Below are 19,820 nucleotides of genomic sequence, written 5' to 3' on the forward strand. Positions count from 1 at the left end.
GATTTTATCAAGGTTATGGCTACTTCTTATCCTCAACAGTTGCCCAATGGCTAGGTGTTGAATCTCTAAGAAACTGGCAGTACAAAACGATACTAGATATGCTTGCAGTCGATTTAATTAGCGATGCCATCCACGAGAAAGGAAACGAACAAGGCAGGCGATACCTTTCATACTTCATGCTACACGGCACTTACTCAGGTAGACAAACAGTTTTTGGGCATGATGTAGATGTAGCCCAGATAGAAACGGTGTTAGTCATGATTGACCTGCAAAAAACAATTGCTCCTCATTTTATTCCAGAGTTTGAGGTAAAACTATGACACGTTTTTAAGCATTTTCTTCTTCCAGATGAACGATGGCTTTATTCTTCCATTAACAAAGTTTTAGGTATTTCAGCTTACAATTTTTCCGACTTCTCCTTCCATAAGCTTTGGCGGTGGGTGAGATTTTGTGCAAATTTCATAACTGTTGTTTTTACTTTCCGCTTCAGCATAGGACAAATAGCGTTCTCATAAATGGGTGCGTTACCCGAACGCGTAGAGCGTCTCCAAGAGTTGGGTTTGTCGCAGACATCGCTCACTCCAGTTTTACGAGAACACAAGATAAAAACTTCTATAGGACTCCTATTTGATTTCTGAACAAGACTAAGAGAGAATACGGAGAGGCGTAGAAGTCTAAGAGGGAACAATGATGAGTCAGCATGTACAAACTGCCACACTGACAGTAGAAGTATCGCAGGAACAGTCAAGAGAAGGAATGTTAGTGGAAGCAATTGCACGGAGCGCCCTAGAGGATGCGATCGCTAAACTACAAGATTTTATGGCTCTGCGTCCAGATGCGCGTGAGGTAAGGAAAGCGTTGGCAGTAAAGCTGGTTTATCAAGGTTACTTATATGATGAAATCCAAACAATTTTAGACGTATCAAGAGGGTCAATAACAGCTTGGAAGCAAGCTTATGAAGAAGAAGGAGTTGACGGACTGCGGCTGAACTATAAGGGGAGGAAAAGCTATATGATTGAGCGCACAACGAGAAGAAGTTTTGAGTTGGCTACAAACCAAAGATACCTGGGAGCTTGGGGAACTGGAATATAAATTAGCTTTTGAGTATGACGTGGTTTATGAGTCAAAACAAAGTTACTACGACCTGTTCTCCGAAGCAGGAATCAGTTGGAAGAAAACCACAAAATTGAATCCTAAAGCCAATCCAGATGCTGTTGCAGAAAAAAAAAAGAGATTGAAACATTATTGGCAAACCACCGCGTTGAAATCGAGACAGGAAAGTTAAGAGTATTCCTCATTGATGAGTGTCATTTAATGTGGGGAGATGCCATTGGCTATGTGTGGGGGAAAACTGACCAAGAAATCACAGTACGAGCGTGTAAATGAACGAGAGAAACAGACATATTACGGGGCTGTGGACTATCTCGAAGGACAATTACTGCTGAAAGCTTACGACAAGGGCAACTCACAAAATACTATTGATTATCTCCAATATCTGCTAAATGAGTCTCCTGACCAGGGATTGCTGATTTTCTGGGATGGTGCTACTTATCACCGCTCCAAAGAAATTCGAGATTTCTTGGCAGAGGTTAATCAAGGCTTGGCACCCGAACAATGGAAAATACACTGCATTCGTTTTGCTCCTAATTGTCCATCACAAAATCCGATCGAAGATATTTGGTTACAAGCCAAAACATGGGTGAGACGTTTTTGTGCGTTGATACCAACATACTCGCATTTGAAGTGGATGTTTGAGTGGTTTATTCGACACACTACTTTTGACTTTGCCACTCTTCAGATGTACGGAGATTATTCAAAACTCAAATAGGATTCCTATATCATGTGACGGAATGCCATTCGGTAGTTCTAAAAATGTTTTTAACCACTCATACTTCGCACAACCATAAGTTTCTATTGCTACCCAACCATCTGCTCCACAAATTACAGCACATACGGCAATAGTTATAATATCAATTAAATTGTGTCGTTTAGTCCGATCTATGCGTGGATCTTGTATTCCCAAAAAGTGGTCAGCAATCGTGATTTTCGGTTTGAGCTTCATCTAAGGAGATGGGAGAGCATAATTCTTTTCGACAGCAACTGTTAGAATACCATGTTCTTTCACAGGCAGCCGTCGGCTGCCTCTAACTCCCCCTCATAATGATTATCATTATTGTCCAAGGTCATCTTTAGTTCCTGAAAGTCATATCTGATTAGGGTTTCGCTGAATTACACTCAAATCCTGGCTCGTCAATATTTAGATGCGTTTGCCCTGTTCCATTGACCTGACTGATACTTTTGAATCGCCATTTCAATGAGATGTTTAATGTTGCATTCTGAACTACTTTTATTATTCATGGCTATATTAAGTTAATCTTAGATTAGAGTCGGTTAATTTAAATTTTAAATTCTGTTACAGCAATCCTAAATAGTATCTAAATTCTGTTATTCTTATTTCCTTTATCAAACAGAATACATGCGTCAGTCGCCAGAATTCAGAATTGAATTCTGAATGAAAAAGCGGATGAATCAGTGGGTTTAAGACCCCCGCTAAATCTTCTCTACGAGACGCTGCGCGAACGATTTAGCGGTCTACAATGAGTGGCGGGTATGAATCCCCCACGAGAGTGATTCTGACTCCTGAATTCAGAATAGCTGAATTCTTCTTCAATAAAAATCCAGTATTTACAACTTATACAAGATTGCTATAGAAGGTAAATGCACCTGATTTATAAAACACTTACTGAACGATTTGGCTGATAAAATAACGTTGATGTTCTAATGCTGAAACCATTGCGGGAAAATATCTCTCTACTTTAAGATATTTGCTCTGCAATAAGTCTTAACTAAACACTATTGATTCAGAGGTAATTAGGTTGGAAGTCACACCTGAAACCAGTAATGTTCCTTGAGTTATTCCAGTATTAAAATTGAAGATAACTCCATCATTGGTATCGGTTATCTTACCTTGAGAAAACATCTGATTTAACCATTCCTCAGTATTAACTTTACCCCAGTCCTCAAATACAATTTTATCAATACCAACCTCGAAATCTTGAATGACATCAAACTCACCTTTTAACAAGCTATCACCATAGTCGAAAACAAATTTGTCATAGCCGTCGCCGCCAACTAAGACATCACTACCACGACCACCAATCAAAACATCATTGTCCCAACCGCCATGAAGTTTATCATTTCCCTCGTCCCCATATAGCGAATCATTACCTTGACCGCCTTCGAGGATATCATTACCTTTCCGTCCCTCGAGCGTATCGTTACCTAAGCTACCATAAATTTGGTCTACATATTTGCTTCCTGTCAGCTTATCATTCTTAATCGTGCCATAAATAACATCTTGACCCAAGTTGTCGATTAAAGTATCTCCCAAAAAGGTAACAGCACTGGCATTAACTTCTACTATTGTTATGTTGGTATTGCGCTTAAACTTCTTTTGATAACTACCAACAGCGTTTCCTGTCAGGGAGTCTTGTCCATTATTACCATTAATATCAGCAGTTTGCTCACTATTAAGAAGAGTGACATTGCGACTACCACCCAAGTTCAAACTGCCGATTTGCTTAGAGGAAATTAAGTTACCTCGGATGCCAAAATAATCTAAGACCTTGGGTTTATTGGGATTTGTCGTATCTAATACTAAGAAAGTAGTTTTTGATTTAGCTTGATTATATTCAGTACGAGGATTTTCAATTTCTTTAGCTGACAGTGATAAATCTACGGAAAAATCGAAAGAGAAGGTTTGATTAGCGCTAACTGCAAAATTAGCAACCACCTTTGTTTGGCTGTTAGCACTTCCGACAAAAGAACCATCTAATCCAACGCCAGTATTGTCATAAAAGAGTGTTGAGAAACTTGGTTCCTCGTTCAAAAAAACTGCTCCAGCTTCAGAAATAGCTAAAGCTACGCCACCTTTAACTAATGTGTTTGTCTGGGTATCAGTCAAAATTCCTAAAGCACTTTGACTATAGTTATAGAAAATAGCAGATCCTTGAGATTTAGCGAAATTAGGATCGGGATTAGGATTGAGAGCAGTAGATTCTAAAAATACAGTTTCTTGTGACATAAAAACCTCTGTTGATCCTTGTTGTATCTCAATCTCGGTTTTAAAAGTTGACTTGAACCGGATGATGTTGAATTAGCAAGAGCTTTAAATAAGCTCTTCTGTCAAACTGTGATAAAACTTTGATTTTTAGTGGGCTAAAATGCCGAAAAAATCGTTAAATTTTCGTAAAGTGACAGAAGAGCTAACTGAAAAATCAGGGTTTAGAAAACTCTCAAAATAAACCTTTCAACAAGCTGGAAACAGTCAGGTTGGAGGGTAAATCAATGGCGATCGCAAAACCACTGACAACAGCACTCTTTTTAGAAGATTTAACTTTAGTTTTTCCAATCACTATATCACCATCACCTGCTATTGTTAGGTTAGTTGTAGCATCATCGCCAAATGCCTCAGCTAATCCTGTACCATTTGCTGTAGAATAACCGTCTAACCCAGTTGTAGCAGTAGTATTTGCACTAGCAAAGGCGGAGCTCTCTGAACCGGAAGCCAATGCCTCGGATGTCACGCTCATTCCAGCAGAACCTAAAATCAACTCGTTTTCTGGAACGTTCTCTAAATAGGTCAAATCAGTTATTTGCATACTTATCTCGGTAAATTAAACACGTCTTATCGCCTTATCTAGAACCTTTGTAGAGACGTAGCAATGCTACACATTCTATTTTGGAGATGTCTATTGTAATTCTGGCGGAATTACTACTTCATACATTGCTTGTATAGGGGGATCAATTGGACTAATTACGAATCAAGTTTGCAAATATATAGAAGGATCTGCTGCTTGAGGTAACTGCTCAGATGAAGAATATTTCAAAACAACCCCTTAAACAATCTGTATGGTAAGCGCGACTTCTGCTGCTGTTGCTCCAACTACAACTCCTACGATGTCTAGACCTAGATCAAGACCAAGATTAGCGGCAATTACGGCATTAATTGCACCATTACCAAAAACATCTGCCTCGAAAAGTTCATAGTCAACCCCGTTTTGCAACTGGATGCGATCCGTCGGATCGAAGTCACGTTCCAGCACCCCGTTATTATCGAAGCCAATCACAGCGGCATCAAAGAGGGTTAAACCTTGACCTACAGTAGAACCGCCGAGGTAGTAGAATTGCCCATTACCTCCGAGTACAAATAGGTCTCCATCAGTTCCCCCGGTTAAGAGATCGGTTTCTTGGAAGCCTGGGGCAATTCCTCCGAAAATGTCTTCGCTACCCCGACCCACACCAACGAGGATATCACTACCAGCACTTCCCAAGAGAACATCATCATTGCCACCCCCCTCGATGATGTCATTACCACTGTTGCCCTTTAAAGTATCTAGTCCAAGATCGCCGAAGAGAAAATCATTTCCGATACCACCATCGAGGCTGTCGTCGCCATTGCCCCCTTCAAGGCTATCATCACCACTATCGCCACTAAGGGTGTCATTACCAGCGTCTCCGAAGAGGAGATCGTTTTGACTTAGCCCAAATATTCTATCATCTCCGTCACCTCCAAACAGCGTATCTACGCCTCCTCCTGTGAAGCTACTACCATTAGCTCCTTGGATGAAGTCATTGCCAGTGCCCCCTTCAATGCGATTATTGCCGCTGACACCCAGGAGGCGATCATTGCCGCCTCCGCCTAATAAGGTGTTGTCACCTTGGCCGCCTTGAAGAATGTCATCGCCATCACCACCATCTAGGATGTCGTTACCTGATCCACCATCAAGGAAGTCATTGCCGAGGCCACCCAGGACTGTATCATTGTCGTTTCCCCCAAAGAGACGATCGCTGCCATCGCCACCATTTAAGAAATCAGTACCCGCGTCGCCTTGAATTAAATCATCTCCTCCTAACCCCAATAGAGTATCGTTACCAAAACCTCCATAGATTTGATCTGCTACAGAAGTTCCTTCAAGTGAGTCATTACCGCTAGTCCCTCGTTTGGAAGCCATAAATTTTATCTCCTGGAATTTCAAAGTTTAAGTTTAGATTGATCGCAGATTGCTCTCAGGTGAGATAACCTGTTTAACCTCAAAAGTTTAAGACCCCTAAGTCTACACGTAGCATCAGTTTAAGTCGGAGTTTAAATCCTCATCTAAAAATGTCTTTAATTTTGAATTTTAAATTTTGAATTTTTAACGGTGCTGGGTTTGGTAAATCTGTTCTAAATTGATGTTGGCCTCTTGATGTTGAGAATTCAACTCCAAAGTTTTTTGATAGCAAGCGATCGCTTCTTCCATCTGTTCTTGTTCTTGTAGTATCACCCCCAAGTTATAATGAGCTTCAACTAAATCGGGCTGTAGTGCGATCGCATCTCGATAGTAAATAACAGCAGTTTGCCAATCAGCTGCTTGTTTGCGAACAATGCCTAGCTTATAATTCAATTCAGCATAATAGGCTTGTTTCTCTGTTGAAAGCTGCCCTTGGACAAAAAGCGCATTTCCTAAATTGACATCTGCTTCTATGCAGTTGGGCTGAAATTCCAGAGCTTTTCGATAGGATGCGATCGCTTCTTCCCACTTACCTTGTTGTTGCAGGGTGTAGCCCAAATTGTTATAAATTGTCCCTGCATCTGGTCGCAAAGCAATAGCTTTTTTGTAAGCTTCTTCAGCTTCTACTAACTGCCCTTGAGCTTGACGTAAATTGCCTAAACTAAACCAAGTTTTCACAGAGTTAGGCTGAATTTGAGAAGCCCTACTCAAAAACTTCTCCGCTTCTGGAAATTTACCTTTCTGCTGTGCCAGCATTCCTAAACCGAATAATGCTTCTGAATAGTCTGGTTGTTTTTCGATGACTTGCAGATATAGCTGTTCAGCTGACTCTAGATGATTCGCTCGATGATGTTGAACTGCAATTTGAAAGAGTTCAGCAACTTCTTCGACATCAAATTGTCTTGGTTTATTAACCAGTTGCAAAAGCAAATCTTCCAGCGCTCTGACTGGTTTTAAATCGCCATATAATTTATGTTTATTGTCTGCAACTTGCTGAGAGATGTATTGCCGATATTCAGCATCTTTCCCCAGACGGATGGCGATTTGGATATATTCTGCTTTATTTGAAGCGATCGTCTCTTCTATACCCATCATCTTCAAAATTGCCAGAGAATGCCGTCCCCGCATTAGTTCTCCTGGTAAGGTGACAACAGGAATATTATGGGCAATAGATTCTAAAGTAGAATTACATCCAGACCAACCAATACTATCCAAAAAGACATCCGCTAAAGCTGTAGTCCCAGCAAACTTCTTGTCATTCAGGGAAGACAAAAATAAACAGTGCTTTTGATGATCTAACCCTAATGCTGTAAAAGCATGGTTTAAGCGCTGGCGAAATACTTCTGTAATATCTTCACTTTCGTGTTTAATAAATACAAACTTAGAATTTTTTAACTCTTTGGCTATGCGAGGAAAAACATCATCATGATTTGGCAAATATTTATATAATGATTGACAACACCAGAAGAAAATTTCATCCTCTTTTAAACCTATATCTGTTTTTTTAAGTTCTTCCGGTTGAATTACTAAAGGTGTGTAATGAATAGATAGATTGGGTAATTTAACTAATTTTTCTGTATAGTGTTCTTGAGCATTTCCTGGTTCCATTAACTCACTGCTCAAGTAATAGTCAATTGTCGGTAATCCACTCGTATCAGGGTGTCCCCAAGATGTCATTTGAATTGGCGCTAATTTTAAGCAACCCAGTTTGACTGTCATTGAGTCCATCCCAAATTCTGGGAAAATCAGGATATGTAATTTATCTTCTGTTATTGCCTGACACCATTGTTCAATTGAGCGAACACCTTGAACAAATTTATCAAAAGCTTTAGTAGCGCTGATTGTTGAATTATCTTTTTTGACCCCAGTATAATAACCAAATAATTCAAACTCACTTCGATCCAGATTTTCTACCCAACCCTTAATAGGGATTTTCCAATTAGAATGACTATAGAAAAACCCAGAGACAATACCAACACGAACCTTTTGATTTTTATCTAAATTTGGCAAAACAAGCGGCTGGAGTCCTTGGGCATAGCGACTCGACATAATTTGGCAAATCATTTCCCCATAAGTTCGCTGTAAATCTCGATCATTTAAGCCTTGATATGCTAAATAAAAGGGCTGCAATGCTCCTACAGACTCAGCAGCTTTTGCTCGTTCTTCATGATTAATTAATTCATATCCTTTAGCTAAATTTTGTAAGTGCTGTTGATACTGATTTCGTCTGAATTCAATTTCATCAACACTAGAATAGATAATTGGCAGTTGGCTAACACAAATACCCAATTTAGCCGGAGAGTAGTTTGGCGTAACTCTGACGGCTTGTTCAAATGCCTCTACTGCTGCTTCTATTTTATTCCGATCTCTCAGTACCGTTCCTAAGTTGTAATAGATATAATCAATATTAGGTTCAAATTTGATAGCTTGTTGATATGATTCTATAGCGTCATCAAATCTATTTAGTGACTTAAGAGTATTTCCCAAGTTGTTATGGGTAATTGCCAAATCAGGTTTAATTTTTATTGCTTTTTTGTATGCTTCTATTGCTTCCTCAAATTGCCATTTTTCTTGGAAAAAATACCCTAAGTTGTGATATGCGTAAGGGTAGTCTGGTTTAATTTTTATTGCTTCTTGGCAAGACTTGACGGCTTCATTGAATCGCCCTTGTTTTTGAAGTACTTCTCCTAAATTATTATGAGCTTGTACTAAATCTGGCTGCAATGCAATAGCCTGCCGATAATATAACTCTGCAATCTTGAAATCGCCTGCCTGTAGCCTACCTAAAGCAAACTGCTGATTTAAGTCTGCATAATGGACTTTTTCTTCTGGTGACAGCTTTCCTTGAATATGGAGAGCATTACCCAGATTGCTTTGCACTTCTATGGAGTCGGGTAAAATTTTTAGTGCTTTTTCATAGCAACTAACTGCTTCTTCTAGTTTACCTTGTTGTTGCAGATTAAACCCCAAGCTGTTTTGTATAGCCGCTGCTTCTGGCTGCAATTGCAAGGCTGCTTGGAAAAATTCTTCTGCATTTTTATATTGTCCCCGCTGCTGCGCCAGCATACCTAAGCCGTATAGTGCCTCTAGTTGCTTAGGGTTTATCTCTATAATTTGACGATAAACTTCTTCGGCTTGGGTGAAGCGCTTGGCTCGATGATGCTGAACAGCGAGTTGGAGAGCTTCAGGAATTGTATTCATAACGTATACAATTATTTTTATTTAATATGTCTTTTGTTCCTATATCTGGAAGGAACTCAAGTTTCTGGAACTTCTAACTGAATTCGGTTAAAATCGACTGAAATGCTGATTTTAAGTTCGTTAATTGCAATAAAGACTATTAACCCAGAGTTTTAATTAAGGGTAGGCAAACAGCAGAGAACTGTAGCCTGAGTTGATGATTAAATATTGTAAAAATTTATTGCGGAAACAGTTATTTGAGGTCAAACGATGTAATTTAGGTAAAAGCCGAAGGCTCAAATGAGCAGAGAGCCTTCGGCGATTTATGAATCTAGTAGGCTTTCGAGCCTAACTCTACTTGCAGGAGTTAATACTCTTTGTGAGTAGAGTTTAATTATTTGCTGCTAGCAGAAATTGCCAATGAGTTAGAAGAAGAAGACTTAGGTGTGGTATCAGTGAAACTGAATACTTCAGCTAGGGTGTTGTTACCGGATGCAGTAGCTTGACCTTCAGCGGTAGCTACAGAACCTACGAGCTTAACGTTAGATGTTACGTTTTTGTTGATAACGATAGTTTCGTTAACTTTAATTACGATCGCAACGTTCTTAGTAGCAACAAAAGAAAAACCGCCAAGAACTTCTTCAGAAGTATTTTCCAAGTAGTTTAGATCAGAGATAATCATTTGGGTTTGTCCTAAAATTTGTAAGTTTGTTCGCGGAACCAACTTGTTTTTGTTGGCTACATACTTACTATAGTTTATTCCTCGAAAAAGTCAATACTTTTTCGAGGAATTTTTTATTAAAGAACTAACTAATATATTTACGCTAAAAATTATCATATATGGTATTAATTAAAATCAGAAAAAACTGCATAGAAAATTCAGGCAGTAATTACGATTATTGCTATCCAGTAAGACTTATAGAGATTTAACTTAATTTTTCAATTGCGCCCAAATAGCATCTTGTGAATATATTCATAAAACACTAAAGACGAAGATTTATTAATTTTTTGAGCAAACAATACTAGCATCCGTAGTATTTTTGAAACCAAAATATATCTACACTCAATAGGAAGATAGTTAGTTACAAAAACATTGGGGATTTAATAACCTATTTAGTCTTTGTGAATAATATATCTGGCAATTCCTCCTGCGATCGCACATTTGCATCTGAGTCTATCTGAGTAACTATTTTCATAGCGTTGGTTTGTTGCTTTAACCAATCAGAAAAGGATTCTGTAATGATTTTTTGGCCCAACTGTTCATCCAAGTGGGGTTGAATGACTTCTTCCACCCAAATTAAATGCACTCCCTTGGATGTCGTAATCGGTTTGAGAGCTTGTGGTGGTGCAGCAGCAAATACGGCCGCTGCAATCTCTGGACGAAAATCTTTGCGGTATCGGAGTCCTTGGTATCCATAAGCACGGCGGAGTTCTGGTTCTGAGATATATAGACGAGCGATTTCGGGAAAATTGATTTCGCCTTCTTCTAGGGCATAAAAAAGCTCTAAAGCCAAGTCCCGATCCTCGAAGACGACTTCGTAGGTAACGGCGGCGACATAATCTAGTTGGTGTTCATAAAAGTACTTTTCGAGTTGAGTGGAAAATAGATAATTTGCTAACTTCCGCGAAAGAACGTTGTTATAGGCTAATTCTTCAAACTCCTTCACAGACAGGTGATGTTTTTCTAGCCATGTCCAGGTTTCTTTGGCTTTGACAAGTTTCTTGGTGAACCGTAAGTCATCTCCTTCTTGCTGTAGTTCTTCTGGTGTGACTGTAATTCCTGCCTCTTGAGCTGCTTCGGCAATAATGATTTGCGAGGCGATCGCTTCCACGACATCAGGTATCTGACAGGAGAGTTTAAGACTGTGAATAATATCTGAATTAGAAATGGTCAGATTGGGGGGCATAACATGATATCTCCGATAATTAAGGGACGTGACTAAACCTTTAAACCACCTTTTTGCAGTTTCTTGAACGGATCTAAAACAAAGTCAATCACGCGTCGCTGGCGAATGATCACTTCAGCATTTGCAGTCTGACCGGCACCTAGTGGAATACGCTTGTTGTCACTTTGAACATACTGCTGTTCTAAGGTGATTTCTAGCTCATAGTTTTCGACGTTGCCTTGGGGTGTTTGGCTAACTTTCGAGTCAGGAGAGATCCAAGTAACTTTTCCTTGGACAATGCCATACTCTTGGAAAGGATAGGCATCAAACTTAACCTTAACTGGCATTCCTACCTTCAAAAAACCACTATCTTGATTAGGCATATTAGCTCTAAGTACAAAGTCTGCATACTTGGGCGCGATTTGGGCAATCCTTTGACCGGCTTGGACTACCGCTCCTGGCTTAGTGGTGGGTAATTCAAAAATCACTCCATTAATTGGCGATCGCACCACTCGTTGCTGCATTTGAATTCTTATCGATGTAATGTGGCTTTTAGTCTGGGCAACTTCTGATTGCACTGCTGTTATTTGTGTCTGTAAGTCCTTTAGCTGTTCTTGATTTTTCATTAGAGCCAGTTCACCCGCTTGCATGGCACTTTTATAGCTACTTTGTTCCTCTTGTAGTCGGAGTTTTGCTTGTTTGATATCAGACTCCAACATTTTGATAGTTACTTGATAACGATTTAGCTCTTCCGCCAAGCGCAATTGTGCTTGTTTAATATCTGATATAGCCTTGTTATAGAGTCGTTTGCTCTCTTGTTGTTCTTTTTTGAGTTCATCAATTTGGGTTGCAGAAACCGCGCCATCCTCAACGAGTTTGCTAAAGCGTTCAACTTGCCTAGAATCTATACTCAAACGTGTTTTAGCCGATTGCTGATCATCACGAGTGGTGTAAATTTGCTGCTCTGCTTGCTTAACTAATGCTTGTTTTTCTAACTTTTGGAGGTTATAGCTACTCAATTTGGCATCCAGGTTTTGCTGCACCTGGTTAACTTGAGCCATTTTTTCTAATTCTTGGGATTTATTTTGTTGCTCCAAGAGGTTCGTTGACATTAAGAGTTGATTTTTGAGCAGTTCCAGTTGGGATTGCCGATTTTGTAGCCCTTGCAATTTGCTCTGGACTTGTTGCAATTCTGTTTGCAGCAGATCAGAATCCAATTCCAGTAGAATCTGATCGGCTCTAACTGTATCTCCTTCTCTGACCATCACTGCTTTGACGCTCCCACCAACTTGAGAGTCTAATTTTTGAGTTGCGCCTTTAGGTTCTATACGCCCTCTGGCGCTACCAGTTTCATCGACTCGTGAGAAAATTGCCCAAGGTAAGAACAAACCAGCAAAAGCGATGAGGACGTACAACAAACCACGAGTCCAAATTTGAGGTAAGGCATTGAGCAATCCTTCGGTTCCGTAGTGCAAATCTTGACTGTCATTTTCTGCCTCTGTTTGCTCGTCAAACTCTACAGATTTCTCTTGTTGTGTGTAATTTTGATACTCATCTGGCTCATCTTGGGAAAGTGAGGATGATCTATTGGGATTTGGCATAGTTTTGTTTCCGATAGTAGTAGGGAGTCAGAATTTTCGATTTTGGATTTGGGATTGAAATTTAATCCAAAATTGAATTGTCTAATCTCAACTAACTTGAGCTAGCTGTTGTTGATTCAGGTAGTAATAATGACCTTTTTTGGCGATTAATTCGTCGTGGGTACCACTTTCTACCAAAACGCCTTGATCTAAAACCAAGATCAAGTCAGCGTTACGGACTGTTGAGAGGCGATGGGCAATGATTACACTTGTGCGTCCTTTAAGAATTGTTTTGAGATTGTTTTGAATGATTCGTTCTGATTCGGAATCTAGGTGGCTGGTGGCTTCATCAAAGAGTAATAACCGAGGATTTCCGAGCAAAGCCCGAGCGATCGCTAGGCGTTGGCGTTGTCCACCAGAGAGCATACCGCCGCCTTCACCAATTTGGGATTCGTAACCCATCGGTAGTTTTTGAATAAAATCATCGGCTCCGGCGTATTTTGCAGCTTGGATAATTTCATCTGTAGAAGCATCTGGATGAGCGATCGCAATGTTTTCGCGGATCGTCCCACCAAACAGAAAAGTATCTTGGTCTACAACGCCGACTTGAGAACGCAGTGATCGTAAGGAAACACTCGTAATGTCATAACCATCAATCAGTACTTTGCCATTTGTTGGTGGATATAAACCTAAAATCAATTTACTAAGGGTTGTTTTTCCCGAACCGCTGCGCCCCACCACAGCTACCATCTGTTCCGGCTGGATTTCAAAGTTAAGATTTTCTAGGACGTTAGTGTTACTTTCTGAGTGATAGCGAAAGGTGACATTATGAAAGCGAATGTTACCCTGCAATTTACCTAGCGACTTTCGGGGTTTAGTTTCTAAGTCTTCTTCGGGTTCCGCCTCTAAAACATCATTTATGCGTTCGGTGGAAATCACAATTTCTTGCAATTCATTCCACAGCATAGATAGCCGTTGGAAAGGACTCAAGACGTTACCCACCAACATATTGAAAGCAACTAATTGTCCAATAGTCAGTTCGCCATTAATTACCTGAGAGGCTCCGTACCACAACAATGAAGTATTTACAAAGGTTTGGATTACGCCACTGATAATTTGCAGGCGATTGCCAATTATCTGGGCATTAAAGGCTTTTTTAACCAAATCATTTAGCAGTTCTTCCCAGCGCCAGCGCACAGTCTGCTCAATTGCCAATGAGCGGACGGTACGAATTCCGCTGAGTGATTCGATGAGATAGCTTTGTTCTTTTGTAGCTGCATTAAAAATCTCTCTGGAGATGCGGCGCAAAATACTTGTGCTAGCCAGCGCCAAGATAAAAAATGGCGGTACAGTACACAGCACAAATAATGCCATCCGCCAGCTATAGGAGAACATCAAAGCCAGATAAACTACTAATGTCAGCATATCCAGCAAAATTCCGAGTGTCTGACCAGTAAGGAACTGCTGAATTTTCTGGTTTTCTTGGATGCGCGAGACTATATCCCCAACAAAACGCGACTCGAAATAGGAAAGGGGCAACCGAAAGGTATGTTTGATAAAACCTACGAGTAGGGCGATGCTAACGCGGTTAGCAGTATGAAATAGCAGATATTGCCGTACAGCGTTGACAGCAACACCAAACAATCCAAAAACAATCATCCCCAAACCAATGGCGTTTAAGGTTGTAACGCTACGTTGCACAAGTACTCTATCGAGCAATAACTGGGTAAATACTGGTGTTACCAGTCCGAATAATTGGATTAATACCGAAGCTATAAAGATTTCTAATAGTGTCCGATAGTGAGGTTTGATTAACTGAAAAAACTTCCAGAAGCTTGTACTTTCATCTTTACTATCTTTTAATAGAGCTGTAGGTTGGAGTAACAAGGCATAACCACTCCAGCCTGCTTTAAATTCAGCTTTTGTCAGACTCCGTTGACCAAGAGCCGGGTCGCATACAATCACTCGCTTTTTTGTGATTTCGTAGATAACGATGAAATGTTTGCCCTCCCAGTGGACAATTGCAGGTAAAGGTTGTTCTGCCAATTTATCGAGAGTGGCTTTCACTGGCCGGGTGGCAAAACCCAGGTTTTCTGCTGTTGCTGCCATAGCTTTCAGAGATGCACCACTACGGGTAATGTTGGTCATATCCCGCAGGCGATTGATACTAAAATGCTTGCCCCAATAGTTACCAATCATCACTAAGCAAGCAGAACCGCAATCGGCTGCGCTTTGTTGAGCATAGAAGGGATAGTTCTTAGTGAGGCGTCTCCACCAATGCCCCACTTGGGCTTTTGGACTAGGAAAGTGAAAACGTGATTTTTTTGGCTGTTGTTGGGACTCCTTCTCTTTTTGGGGAAAAGGAATAATTTTGGCTTTTGGAGATTGGAAAGACCTATTTTTAGTCTCCAGTTTCAAATCCTTGCTCTCTAGTCCCCAGTTCCCTAGTTCTGGGAAGAATTCTAGTGCTGTTTGCCAATAGTCGTTTTTCAGAATGTAAGCAATTGTTGGTTGCGTTGCTTGCCAATCACCTTGTTCTGGTTGAGCAAAGATTGTGCCTGGTGTCAAAAAATGGCTTTCAGAATGCCGCAGTTGACCTCTGTACAATAGCCACAATTGCGAATCTTGAGATATTTGTGGGCTTATAGAGCCAGTTTCTAGCTGGTGACGCTCGAAGAAAGATAAGCCTTTGAGCATCCCTGGAACTTGTGATGCATGGCGCAAAAATTGTGAGGTTTGGCGACATAACAACAGCAAATCCCAAAGTTCGGCTCGATTAAAGAGGCGATCGCCTATGCTAGGATACTTCTCTATCAATGTTTGCAATACATCTTGCCGGAAATAGCCAAGTTTTAAGTTTGTCGAAGCTCTGACTACGTAAGGATTAAAGTTAGCTTCGGGAAACAGAGTCGACTCGCCGAAAAAAGACCATGCACCAAAGGTAGTAATCAAATTCTCAGAGCTATCTGATAGTCGGACTTTACCTGTAAGGATCATGTAGATACCAGGATTCGTCTGTGCAGATTGCCAGAACTGCTTTGCTACTGGTGGCTCCACAATCTCCATTGCTGCTAAAAAATTTTGTAATTCTTTTTCTGAAAGCTTTGCATCTAAGGCTTGCAATAACTTTTCACCCATATATTGCTCAGAAAGCACTGCTGGCATTTTCTAACCTCCAAGACGAAATTTAGTTGTCGTTGAATTACAAAACTTAATCTTAAAAAACAGTTAATACCGTATTCTCACTGAAGAAATTCTCAATTTTCTTAAAGTAAGGGTGTTAGGAAAAAAGATGGTCAAAAATATCTTTGTTTACATAAAGGTGTTTTGGCGTTGCTGAATTAGGTATGAAAATTAATGTTTTAAAAATCTAAAATTTAAATTCTTCGCGTCTTTGCGCGGCAGTCGCTTCTCCAAAGGGGAGATGCTGCGCGAACAAGTCGGTAAACCCGCCCAACGCGCTACCTTGCCTTTGCGCGAAAAAAATTCATACTGCAATCAGCAACGCCGATATTTTTTGTTTTGTGGACAGCCCAATGGTTTCAGTAAGTCCTTGCTCTGACAATTAGTCATCTGAATGCGAAAGTTTTGAGCCAGATGTTTGCTTCGCCATTAATACCACTTCTTCATAAGACGCTACGCATAGATTGCTTTTGCTTTCTCGTAGCATTTTGAAGGAAAGGAGTACGCGAAACTTAAAATTTGTACTGGAACGTCTACTAGATAGGGCTAACCCTGTAACACTTGATAGCGATCCGCGTAGCTTTAGCGAGTAATAAAGCATTGGACTCGCTAAAGCTTTAGCAACTTTTCGCAAATATCAAAATTTAAAATGCTTATGAAGTAAGCATTTTAAATTTTGAACAGAAGCTTTATTTCCACTTATGAGGAAAATATCCTGACTAAAAATCTGAATTAAGAGTATGTTATTTCATGCTCTTAATTTAGATATGAGTTAGATATGAGGCTGAAAAAGCTTTAAAACACTAATTTCAGGCATTTCTGGCTTTATAACAGCTTTGTCTTTAATCACATTGTGTGACATAATTGTTTCTAACTGCATTGAGTTGTAAATTATGGGCAAACGTAATCCATAACAGTTGTGTCATCAAAGCCTGACAGCAAAAAGACCACAACTACAATACTAGATTAACCTATAAGGTTAATCGGAGGTTTACATAACGTGCATTTAAAACCCGGTGTTGTTACCCTGGAATTTGGCAATTCCGGGATATTACTTCCGGGACAACCTCAGTCTTAAGCGTTTAACCTCCAGCATGGGTGGGCTAAAATCAAAGCACAAAAATATTATGAAGCACATTACATAAGTAGTTTAAAGATTTTACTAATCAAATAAAATCTTGATTGAACACTATCTTTTTAATTTTGTCACAAGATATATAATAGACTCAAACCTAATCTAGGTGTCTCTACTATCTTCAAGGGAATCTTACAGAAATCTACTGGCTTAATATACCTCCTATAGTGTAACTAATGCAAGTCTTTGAGATAACTAACTCTGTAATATTTTTATTTACATAATATATCTTACACCGATCAACTGAAATTTAGAATAAATTATGATTGATTTTTTAATGTAATTTTGAAAAAATTCACATCTAGCTATGTCTTTGCAAAAAAAATATATTTAGGAGCTATTAATACATTAAATCTTTAAACCAAGGATCACCAAAAAATTGCATAATCCATTGTCTTTCATGTGTTAAATTGGCAATCTGTTTGATTTGGGCGACCGTAACCAAATGAATCGACATAAAACATTGAAACACCCAACGTAAGGTTGGAGTAGAAGTTGGTTTACCCAACTGATTATCAATAGTTTTTTTTGCCCGTTCTAAAGCTTGACGTAAAGCCCTTTGACCGAGACTATAAACAAGCAAGCACAAACCCATAACCATAGAAGCGTGCAGCAACTCGCTCAGTCGAATTGAGGAATACACTCGAAGTAAAAAATAAAGGGTCTTTGAGAAACCGAAAACAGCGCTCAGTAGACTGCTGTGCCTTGTATTCCCGCAAAACATCGTCATTGCTGAGTTGTTCAGTACTGGAGTTTAGACTAAAAGCGATATGAGAGAACGCAAACCAAATGGAATTAGAGGTTAAAAATATTATCTTGTCAACCTCAAAGCATCCGCACCTTGAACCATTCTTGTGTAGTATGCTTGCCGAGTAAATAATACAATAATGATAATCATGAAAATGGTGGGAGAGAAACGAGCGACGCTCGTTTCTCTCCCACCCCTCCTTATTAGATTATCATTATCAGATAATGAGCAAGAAAAAAAGGGGTGTCTGATTGAATACAGCCCCCCTTTTGGCAGACAGAGCTGTTTCATTCCCTAAAGAGCGATAAATATCAAGGATTCTAGCGATTTAAAATTGATTATTTTGTTACCAGCGTGCCAAGAAAATGAACAATTTTACTGTTGCTTAAGTGCTTAAAAGTTCATCTTCTCGTCACCCTTACTTACAATTTTCTCGCTAGCCATCTTGACAAATCCTGTTTGAAATGGAATGAAACAGCCCTGCTTTTGGCAGAAAGTGAGAAAAGAACTACCATTACTCACCTGCCAACATGAAAAATGCCAGACTTGAAGAGTTTCGTCAAGTAGCTTACAAATATTTAGGTAGAGCCAAAGATGCGACTTTTGAATTAACAGATGCGATATTGCTAACCCGCAATGCTTATTCCTTAGCAGATTTATCCTTATCGCCAGTATTTAGACGCAAGTGGTCAAGTATTTATGAAGCCCTACAAGATAGCAGACCACAGCGACAGAAATTAATGCAGCTATATATCAAACAGATACCCCTCAAGGGACGACCCTTGTTAGCAGGAGATCACACAAACTGGTCACGCCCGGATGCAGTAACGCTACAAGAGAGGACTTATGAACATAGTGGCACGTCCATAGCTGGAAATAAACCGATTACTGTTGGTCAAGGATACAGTACAATTGCTTGGATACCAGAGGATTCAGGTAGTTGGGCATTACCCTTGAGACATGAGCGCATAACCAGTTGGGAAAGCCCAATAGAGAAAGCAATTTGGCAACTAAAACAGGTGTGTGAACATTTCCCTACCAGACCGATTTCGGTTTGGGACAGTGAGTATGGATGCGCGCCTTTTGTCTTAAAGACAGCTAACATTGCAGTCGATATTCTAGTCCGGTTGCGTTCAAATTTGTGTTTATGGGGCGAACCAGGAGCTTATTCTGGCAAGGGCTGTCCCAGAAAACATGGTGATAAATTCAAGTTGAATGAACCAACAACATGGGGTGAAGCAGCATCTGTCTTCGAGGTAGATGATCCAAAACTAAAACAAGTACGGGTGAGTCTGTGGAAAAATTTGCATTTCCGTAAAGCGGTGACACGTCCGATGTCACTTTTAAGAGTTGAACGTCAAGATGTTCAAGGTAATCAACGAGTATCGAAACCTTTGTGGTTAGCTTGGGTAGGAGAAGCAATGCCTCCCTTAGAAGAAGTTTGGCGATTTTACTTGCGTCGCTTTACGATTGACCACTGGTATCGTTTTTTAAAGCAACGCTTACATTGGACTGTACCAAAGCTGAGTACTCCTAAGCAGTGTGAGCGCTGGAGTGACTTAATGCCTCTCATGACTTGGGAGTTGTGGTTAGCCCGTGATATCGTTACTGATAATCCTCTACCTTGGCAGAGGTCTTCCGATAAATTGACTCCTGGGCGAGTTGCTCAAGCTATAGGAGGAGTTTTTGCGGTGATTGGTACTCCTACCTCTGAACCCAAACCTCGCGGAAAGTCCCCTGGTTGGCAAACGGGAAAAAAGCATCACCGTAAAAACCGATGCCCAATTGTTAAAAAAACAGTAACTCCACCACGTAAAGAACCATCAGTTGCTGTTTAATACCTAAGATTATTCATACTTTTGCTAAGTCTCTGATTCACTCAGCCCTGCTGGGTCTTTTTGCATGGCTTAGTCTAAACTCCAGTCATGAACAACCTGCTTATTCAAGAATTTCCCCATTAAATGTGCCATCCGGCATATCTGAAATTAAAAAAATTAGTTCATTCATCTTCATACAACAAAGCCAAGTGAGGAAGTAAAATTTTTTACTTCCTCC

Annotated in this window: 11 protein-coding genes and 3 pseudogenes; 4 read left to right on the forward strand and 10 right to left on the reverse strand. The window is 40.0% G+C overall.

Annotated elements, in window-relative coordinates:
• On the forward strand, nt 1-320 hold a 320-nt coding region (locus tag F8S12_RS00740), incomplete at its 5' end, for a hypothetical protein (protein WP_196514325.1).
• 367 nt (nt 321-687) lie between these two features.
• Nucleotides 688-1,828: pseudogene (locus F8S12_RS00745) on the forward strand (IS630 family transposase).
• A gap of 9 nt (nt 1,829-1,837) precedes the next feature.
• Here F8S12_RS00745 and F8S12_RS00750 read toward each other — a convergent pair.
• The 9 genes and pseudogenes from F8S12_RS00750 to F8S12_RS00790 form a co-directional block, all read right to left on the reverse strand.
• Nucleotides 1,838-2,062: pseudogene (locus F8S12_RS00750) on the reverse strand (transposase family protein); the annotation flags it as partial.
• A gap of 780 nt (nt 2,063-2,842) precedes the next feature.
• On the reverse strand, nt 2,843-4,084 hold the full coding sequence (locus F8S12_RS00755; protein ID WP_196514326.1) for a calcium-binding protein: 1,242 nt from the start codon (nt 4,082-4,084) through the stop codon (nt 2,843-2,845).
• Between the two features lie 211 nt (nt 4,085-4,295).
• Nucleotides 4,296-4,661 (reverse strand): hypothetical protein, encoded by a 366-nt coding sequence (locus tag F8S12_RS00760; RefSeq protein WP_196514327.1) that lies wholly within the window; start codon nt 4,659-4,661, stop codon nt 4,296-4,298.
• Between the two features lie 237 nt (nt 4,662-4,898).
• Nucleotides 4,899-6,014 carry a calcium-binding protein gene (locus tag F8S12_RS00765; protein ID WP_196514328.1) on the reverse strand — a complete coding sequence of 372 codons (1,116 nt, stop codon included), beginning with the start codon at nt 6,012-6,014 and terminating at the stop codon, nt 4,899-4,901.
• A gap of 183 nt (nt 6,015-6,197) precedes the next feature.
• Nucleotides 6,198-9,254: a tetratricopeptide repeat protein gene (locus F8S12_RS00770; RefSeq protein ID WP_196514329.1), complete on the reverse strand. Its 3,057-nt coding sequence runs from the start codon at nt 9,252-9,254 to the stop codon at nt 6,198-6,200.
• A gap of 373 nt (nt 9,255-9,627) precedes the next feature.
• Nucleotides 9,628-9,915 (reverse strand): hypothetical protein, encoded by a 288-nt coding sequence (locus F8S12_RS00775; protein ID WP_196514330.1) that lies wholly within the window; start codon nt 9,913-9,915, stop codon nt 9,628-9,630.
• Nucleotides 9,916-10,342: 427 nt separating this feature from the next.
• Nucleotides 10,343-11,140, reverse strand: coding sequence for a peptidylprolyl isomerase (locus tag F8S12_RS00780; RefSeq protein WP_196514331.1), 798 nt, complete (start codon nt 11,138-11,140; stop codon nt 10,343-10,345).
• Nucleotides 11,141-11,172: 32 nt separating this feature from the next.
• Nucleotides 11,173-12,720 carry an HlyD family efflux transporter periplasmic adaptor subunit gene (locus F8S12_RS00785; protein ID WP_196514332.1) on the reverse strand — a complete coding sequence of 516 codons (1,548 nt, stop codon included), beginning with the start codon at nt 12,718-12,720 and terminating at the stop codon, nt 11,173-11,175.
• A gap of 87 nt (nt 12,721-12,807) precedes the next feature.
• Complete coding sequence (locus F8S12_RS00790) at nt 12,808-15,864, reverse strand: peptidase domain-containing ABC transporter (RefSeq protein WP_196514333.1); 3,057 nt, start codon at nt 15,862-15,864, stop codon at nt 12,808-12,810.
• Between the two features lie 259 nt (nt 15,865-16,123).
• Here F8S12_RS00790 and F8S12_RS00795 point away from each other — a divergent pair, with 259 nt between their 5' ends.
• A complete protein-coding gene (locus F8S12_RS00795; protein WP_196514334.1) occupies nt 16,124-16,261 on the forward strand; it encodes a hypothetical protein in 138 nt (45 codons plus the stop codon).
• Nucleotides 16,262-17,357: 1,096 nt separating this feature from the next.
• Here the strand turns inward: F8S12_RS00795 and F8S12_RS00800 are convergent.
• Nucleotides 17,358-17,763, reverse strand: a pseudogene (locus F8S12_RS00800) (IS1634 family transposase); the annotation flags it as partial.
• A 532-nt stretch (nt 17,764-18,295) separates the two neighbouring features.
• Between F8S12_RS00800 and F8S12_RS00805 the strand changes: the two are divergent.
• Complete coding sequence (locus tag F8S12_RS00805) at nt 18,296-19,603, forward strand: NF041680 family putative transposase (protein ID WP_196514335.1); 1,308 nt, start codon at nt 18,296-18,298, stop codon at nt 19,601-19,603.
• Nucleotides 19,604-19,820 lie beyond the last annotated feature (217 nt).

Source organism: Nostoc sp. WHI, assembly GCF_015714725.1.
Classification (GTDB): Bacteria; Cyanobacteriota; Cyanobacteriia; order Cyanobacteriales; family Nostocaceae; genus Nostoc.

Bases quoted from the DNA above. Each gene is read 5' to 3' on its own strand.
- F8S12_RS00780 (WP_196514331.1), bottom strand. From the start codon at position 11,140: ATGCCCCCCAATCTGACCATTTCTAATTCAGATATTATTCACAGTCTT.
- F8S12_RS00760 (WP_196514327.1), bottom strand. From the start codon at position 4,661: ATGCAAATAACTGATTTGACCTATTTAGAGAACGTTCCAGAAAACGAG.
- F8S12_RS00765 (WP_196514328.1), bottom strand. From the start codon at position 6,014: ATGGCTTCCAAACGAGGGACTAGCGGTAATGACTCACTTGAAGGAACT.
- F8S12_RS00795 (WP_196514334.1), top strand. From the start codon at position 16,124: ATGCTGCGCGAACAAGTCGGTAAACCCGCCCAACGCGCTACCTTGCCT.
- F8S12_RS00790 (WP_196514333.1), bottom strand. From the start codon at position 15,864: ATGCCAGCAGTGCTTTCTGAGCAATATATGGGTGAAAAGTTATTGCAA.
- F8S12_RS00805 (WP_196514335.1), top strand. From the start codon at position 18,296: ATGAAAAATGCCAGACTTGAAGAGTTTCGTCAAGTAGCTTACAAATAT.
- F8S12_RS00785 (WP_196514332.1), bottom strand. From the start codon at position 12,720: ATGCCAAATCCCAATAGATCATCCTCACTTTCCCAAGATGAGCCAGAT.
- F8S12_RS00775 (WP_196514330.1), bottom strand. From the start codon at position 9,915: ATGATTATCTCTGATCTAAACTACTTGGAAAATACTTCTGAAGAAGTT.
- F8S12_RS00755 (WP_196514326.1), bottom strand. From the start codon at position 4,084: ATGTCACAAGAAACTGTATTTTTAGAATCTACTGCTCTCAATCCTAAT.
- F8S12_RS00770 (WP_196514329.1), bottom strand. From the start codon at position 9,254: ATGAATACAATTCCTGAAGCTCTCCAACTCGCTGTTCAGCATCATCGA.